5 protein-coding genes are annotated in these 6091 nt (G+C 72.8%); 3 read left to right on the top strand and 2 right to left on the bottom strand.

Annotated elements, in window-relative coordinates; genetic code table 11:
* Positions 1–3: 3 nt before the first annotated feature.
* Entirely contained in the window at positions 4–1410 is a 1407-nt protein-coding gene (locus tag ACWEN0_RS11765) for a hypothetical protein (RefSeq protein WP_451972093.1), read from the bottom strand.
* A gap of 130 nt (positions 1411–1540) precedes the next feature.
* Between ACWEN0_RS11765 and ACWEN0_RS11770 the strand changes: the two genes are divergently transcribed.
* The 3 genes from ACWEN0_RS11770 (at position 1541) to ACWEN0_RS11780 (ending at position 5341) form a co-directional block, all read left to right on the top strand.
* Positions 1541–1969 (top strand): LppU/SCO3897 family protein, encoded by a 429-nt coding sequence (locus ACWEN0_RS11770; RefSeq protein ID WP_451972095.1) that lies wholly within the window; start codon positions 1541–1543, stop codon positions 1967–1969.
* A gap of 3 nt (positions 1970–1972) precedes the next feature.
* On the top strand, positions 1973–2566 hold the full coding sequence (locus ACWEN0_RS11775) for a hypothetical protein (RefSeq protein ID WP_451972097.1): 594 nt from the start codon (positions 1973–1975) through the stop codon (positions 2564–2566).
* Between the two features lie 201 nt (positions 2567–2767).
* Positions 2768–5341 (top strand): AAA family ATPase, encoded by a 2574-nt coding sequence (locus ACWEN0_RS11780; RefSeq protein WP_451972099.1) that lies wholly within the window; start codon positions 2768–2770, stop codon positions 5339–5341.
* A 139-nt stretch (positions 5342–5480) separates the two neighbouring features.
* Here the strand turns inward: ACWEN0_RS11780 and ACWEN0_RS11785 are convergent.
* A partial coding sequence (locus tag ACWEN0_RS11785) for a hypothetical protein (RefSeq protein WP_451972101.1) occupies positions 5481–6091 on the bottom strand: 611 nt, incomplete at its 5' end.

Here is a 6091-nt window from a genome sequence, read left to right on the forward strand (position 1 = left end):
CGCCTACTGCACCGCGCCGTTCTGCGTCACCATCGTCTCGTACCAGGCGTCGTACGGGTGGTTGGAACCCGGGTAGTTCGCCGGCGGGCTGGTCGCGTCGCTCGCCGAGTCGAAGTCCCAGCCGCGCACGAGCTTGCCGGACTGGCGGGCCGAGGTGATGAACGCCGACTCCGTCGCGGGTGCCCCGTAGAACAGCGCGCCCTGCTGGAGCTCCGCGCTGTCGCCCTTCTGGAACTCGTCGAACGCGACCTGCCGGTAGCGGATCCGGTCGCCGGTGACGCTCGCGGTGTCCGCGCGCAGCGTGTTCGACGGCGTCGGGCCGTCCGCGCCCGTCCACACCTTCACGCGACGGCTGCCGTTGGTGGCGGTGTCCTTGGCGTACCGCGCGTCCGACGTCTTGGCGTTGCCGGTCCACGCGACGGCCGTGGCCGACAGCGTGCCGTTCCACGTCCAGTTCTGGCTGTTGCTCTGGCTCTGGTGGATTTCGCGCACGTGCGTCGCGTCGGTGAAGGCGACCGTCGGCTGCACGCCGTTGTCGTACTGCTTGCTGGCCTGCCAGGTGATCTCACCGTCCGAGCCGAGCTTGCCGACGTGCGACCAGAGCGTCGTCGCGGTCTGGGACTGGTGGACCTCGACGAGGTCGCCGTTGTCGTTCAGCGCGACCGCCGGCGTCTGGCCGCTGTCGTACTTCCCGTGCCGCAGCCAGGTGACGCGGCCGTCGGCGCCGTAGGTCCCGGTCCAGTACCAGAGCGCGCCGCCGCCCGAGTCGTGCACCTCGACGATCTGGCCGCGGCCGTTGACCGCGACGGCCGGGTGGTAGCCGACGTCCCGCTTGTACTCGCTGCGGCTGCCGCCGTCGCCGGACAGCAGCGGCAGCACGCGCCCGCGCAGCGCGTCCACGGTCGGCGAGCCCGCCGGGTAGTCCTGCGCCCGCAGCAGACGGCTGCCGAACACCGACTCCAGCTCCTGGTTGACCGCCGCCAGGTTGCCCTCCGCGAAGTTCGCGTTGTCGGTCAGGTCGTCCTTGAGGTCGAGCATGACGACGATCGGCGCGGCCGAGGGGTGCGCCGCCGACCACGTGTCGACCGTGGCCAGCCAGTCGCGCAGATTGTTCGACGCCGGGTTGCCGCCGCTGTGGTCGACGGCGTTGCCGGGGGAGTCGTGGCCGACGCCGTAGTCGTGGTTCGTGGCGTAGCCGTTGTCGTGCACGTCGAGCTCGATGAACCGGACGCCGTGGTCGAGCTGGTAGGCGATCGACTTCTTCGCGCCGTCGACGTCGCCCGAGTAGCTGTTGTGCGTGGCGCGGAAGACCGAGGCGGTGAAGGGCGGGCTCGCGGCTTCGGCCGTCCCGCCGGTGAGCAGCGCGGCGGTGGTCAGCGCGGTGACGGCCAAGACGGGCAGTCGGGTCATCCTCGGGTCCTCACGTCGGGAGCGGGGCGGTCCCCATCCTGGCCCGCGCCGCGGAACGGCGGGTGGAACGTCGTGGAACGCGAGTGGAACGCCTAGAAGGGGTCAGCAGGACGTCGAGGGAGGAATCGTCATGACCCACGCGGGTGGACCCCAGTACCCGGACCCGACCGGACCCGTGCCACCGCCCCAGGCCGGTCCGCCGCCGGGGCCGCAGCCCGCCGCGCCGAAGAAGTCGAAGCGGCGGCAGAAGATCGTGCTCACCGTGTTCCTGATCCTGGTCGCCGGGGTCCTCGCGCTGGTCTGGGTGGCCACCCGGTCCAACGGCGAGAACGCCCAGGTCGGCAACTGCGTCACCGAAAGCGGCGAGAACTACGTGAAGATCGTCGACTGCGGGACGCCCGAAGCGACGCTCAAGGTCGTCGCGCGCGTCGAGGACAAGACCCAGACCGAAGCGCAGATCAGCGCGTGCACCCCGTACCCGGACGCCGACCAGGTGTTCTGGGAGGGCAAGGAAGGGGAGACCGGCGTCGTGCTCTGCCTGGCGAAGACCGGCAAGTGACCGATGGCGGCCGGGAAGTTCTCGTTCACCGGCTCCGGTGAGGTGCGGATCCGCTGCGGCGGGCGCACGCTCGCCGCGGCGGGCGACGTGATCGTGATCGGTGACCGCGTCTTCCGGCTCGCCGAGGTCGACCGGGTCGCCTACCACGCGGCGGCCCGGCCGCACCAGGCCAGCTACGCGCTCGGCCTGGCCCGCGGCCCGGTGCGGAGCCGGTTCGTGTTCGACGCCTTCCGCGGCGGCAGCGAGCTCGAGGACGCGCGCGAAACCTGGCGGCGGCTGGTCGAGCTGGTCGAGTCCGCGGCGTGCCCGCGGATCGCGCGGGCCGCGGTCGACGCGATCACGGCCGGGGCGACCGCCCGGTTCGGCGGGCACCCGCGCATCGACGCCGACGCCGAGGGGCTGCGCCGGTGGTTCGCGCCGAAGGTGCCGTGGCACGGAGTGCTCGGCACCGACCTGCGCGCGGGGCAGGTGCGCGTCTGGACCGGCGGGCCGGAGCCGGAACTCGTCACGGCCATGGCGGGCTGGAACGCCGTGGTCCTGCCGCGGGTCGTCGGAATGATGGTGGGCCGCGAAAAAGAATCACCGGGAAACCAATGATCACGGTTTCCGCAATTCCAGCGGGAAATGCTCACGAAATCGGACATCGAGTGTCCGTTCTGCCGGGTTCGTCGCACCGCTTGGCGATTAATGCCAAATCGCTGCGCGGATTCGGTACTCCGCCGGAGCGGGCGTAGTCATTATCCGATGAACGGGTGCGGGGGCACCGGAAAGCCCGCGAGGGGTGGGGAGGCAGTGGGTGTGGCGAACGACTGGCCGCTGGTCGGCCGCGAACAGGAGCTGGCGTTCGCGCGCCGGGCGCTGGCCGACCCCGAGGTGTGCGGTCTGCTGCTGACCGGGCGCGCGGGCGCCGGCAAGACGCGGCTGGCCAAGGTGCTGCTGACCGAGCTGGCCGGTGCCGGCGCGCGCACGCACTGGGTGCGCGCGATGTCGTCCGCTTCGACCATCCCGTTCGGCGCGTTCGCCCACCTCCTGCCCGGCAGCGCGGACGGTTCGGGGGACCGCGCGCACCGGCTCAACCAGGTCGCCGGCCACCTCACCCGCGGCGCGGAGGGGCGGCGGCTCGTCCTGTGCGTGGACGACGCGCACCTGCTCGACGACCTGTCCGCGACCTTGGTGCACCAGCTGGCGGCGACCGCGTCGGCGTTCGTGATCGTCCTCGCGCCGCACGGCGTGAGCGTGCCCGACCCGGTGTTCGCGATGTGGAAGGACCGCGTCGCCGAACGCCTCGACGTCGGCGAGCTCAGCCGTCCGCAGACGACCGAGCTGATCACCGCGGCCCTGGGCGGCCGGCTCGACGACGGCGCCGAGCACCGGCTGTGGCACCTGACCCTCGGCAATCCCCTGTTCCTGCGCGAACTCATCCAGGGCGGCCTCGACAGCGGCGCGCTGTCGGCGGAGGACGGCGTGTGGCGGTGGAGCGGCGCGCTCACCGCGACCCCGCGGCTGGTGGAGCTGATCGAAACGCGCACCGACCGCGTCGACGCCGACGAGCGGCGGCTGCTCGAACTGCTCGCCTTCGGCGAGCCACTGGGCAGCGAACCGCTCGTGCGGCTCGGCGCCGCGCGGGTGCTCGCCTCGACCGAGCAGGCCGGGCTGGTCGTCTCGGAACGCACCGGACGGCGGCTCAACGTCCGGCTCGCGCACCCGCTCTACGCCGAGGTGATCCGGCGCCGGACGTCACCCTTGCGCCAGCGTGACACCTACCGGATCCTCGCGCAGACCCTCGACCTCACCGGCGCGCGCCGTGCCGAGGACAAGCCCCGGCTGGTGCGCTGGCGGCTGGCCGCCGGGCTGCCGACCGACCCGCAGCTGGTCCGGGCGGCGGCGGAAACCTTGCTGCGCAAGGACTTTCCGCAGGCCGAACAGCTGGCGGCGGAAGCCGCCCGGATGGGCGGCGGGTTCGCCGCGAAGTTCCTGCTCGCCCAGGTCCGGATCGCGGGCGGCCGGCACGCCGACGCCGACTCGCTGCTCGCCGAGCTCGCGGGCGAGACGGTGTCGGACGCCCAGCACGCCCGCGTCGCCGCGACGCGGGCCAGGAACCTGGCGTTCGGCCTCGACCGCTTCGAGGAAGCTGCCGCCGTGCTCGACACGGCAGAAACGGGCGTGTCCGGCACTTCCGACGAACTGGTGACCGCCCGGGCCGCCCTGCGCGCGGCGGCGGGTGCGGCCCGCGAAGCCCTCGACCTGCTCGGCCCGGTGCTGGACCGCAACCGCCGCGGCGACGCGCTGCGGCTCGCGGCCCTGGTGGTCGCGGCGGGAGCGCTGGCTTCGGCGGGGCGGACGGAGGCGTGTCTCGGCGTCGTCGACGAGGGGCTCGCGATCGCGTCCCGGATCTCGGACGCGTTCGCCCCCGGCGCGCGCGTCCGGCTGGAGCACGCCCGGATCGTCGCGCTGTGCCGGGCGGGCCGGCTGGAAGAGGCCGAGGACCACGCCGGCGACGACTACCGGGACGCCGTCCGGGACCGCTGGGGCCCGGCGGTCGCGGGCGCGGCGGCGTCACTCGGGACGGTGGCGCTGGCCTACGGCAACGTCCGCGGCGCGATCCGCTGGCTGCGGGAAGCCCTCGCCGCCGACGTCCACGACCAGCCGTACGAGTTCCGTCCGGCGGTCGCCGCGGCGCTGGTCCGGGCGACGGCGATGGGCGGCCGCGTCTCGGACCCGCACGGCGACTGGGACGGCGCCTGGGTGGCGGCGGCTCGCGGCGAACTCTCCCGGGCGGCGGACCTCGCGGCGTCGGCGGCCACGGCGGCGGAGGAGGACGGCCGCCTCGCGGTGGCGGCCGAGATCCGCCACGACCTGGTCCGGCTCGGGTTCGGCTCCCGCGACCCCGGGCCCGGCTCGGGAACCCTGGCCGAGTTGTACTCGGCACACGCACGGGCGGTCGCCGACGCGGACGCCGAAGCCCTGGACGCCGTGGCTTCCGGCTTCGCCGACGTCGGAGCGAGGCTGCTCGCCGCGGAGGCCGCGGCCCAGGCCTCCCGCGCCCACCGCGCGGAGGGCAGGAACGGCAGCGCGGCCACGTCGGCGCAACGGGCCCGCGCGTGGCTCGCGTCCTGTGAGGACGCCGCGACCCCGGCGCTGGGACTGCTGGACACCCCGCTCGACTTGACGGTCCGCGAGCTGGAGATCGCCCGCCTGGTGGCCACGGGCTTGACGAGCCGAGCGGTCGCCGACCGGCTGGTGGTCTCGGTGCGAACGGTCGACAACGTCCTGCACGGCGTCTACGCGAAGCTGGGTATTTCCGGCCGCCGCGAGCTCGCCTCGGTGGTAGGCCCCCCGGAGCCGGCGAGTAGTCCCGGCGACGGTCCATAGGTAGATCGCGCCGGAGACAGCGGCGAAGCCGAGTAGGCCGCTACTCATGACCCGGGCGCCCGCCGGCCCAAGACTGGATGACAACGGAGGGGCACGGGCTTCACCGATCCGAATGTCAGGAGTGCACAGGATGACGACTTCATCGGGCGACGTTTTCCAGAACGAGCAGGGTTCCGGCGGTGGCGACCAGTTCAACGAGCAGGCGGCCAACGGTGGTCGGGGGGACATTTTCCAGAACGAGCAGGGTTCCGGCGGTGGCGACCAGTTCAACGAGCAGGCGGCCAACGGCGGTCGGGGGGACATTTTCCAGAACGAGCAGGGTTCCGGCGGGCACGGTGGGAACCAGTTCAACGAGCAGGCCTCGACCGGCGGTCGCGGCGACATCTTCCAGAACGAGCAGGGCTCCGGCCGCGGCGGGAACCAGTTCAACGAGCAGGCCTCGACCGGCGGTCGCGGCGACATCTTCCAGAACGAGCAGGGATCCGGCCGCGGCGGGAACCAGTTCAACGAGCAGGCGTCGGCCGGTCACCACGGTGACGTGTTCCAGAACGAGCAGGGTCACGGTGGTCGTGGCGGTGACCAGTTCAACGAGCAGGCTTCCACGGGCGGCCGGGGGGACATCTTCCAGAACGAGCAGGGTCACGGTGGTCGTGGCGGTGACCAGTTCAACGAGCAGGCTTCCAACGGTGGTCGCGGCGACATCTTCCAGAACGAGCAGGGTCACGGTGGTCGTGGCGGCGATCAGTTCAA

Source organism: Amycolatopsis sp. NPDC004378, from assembly GCF_053602455.1.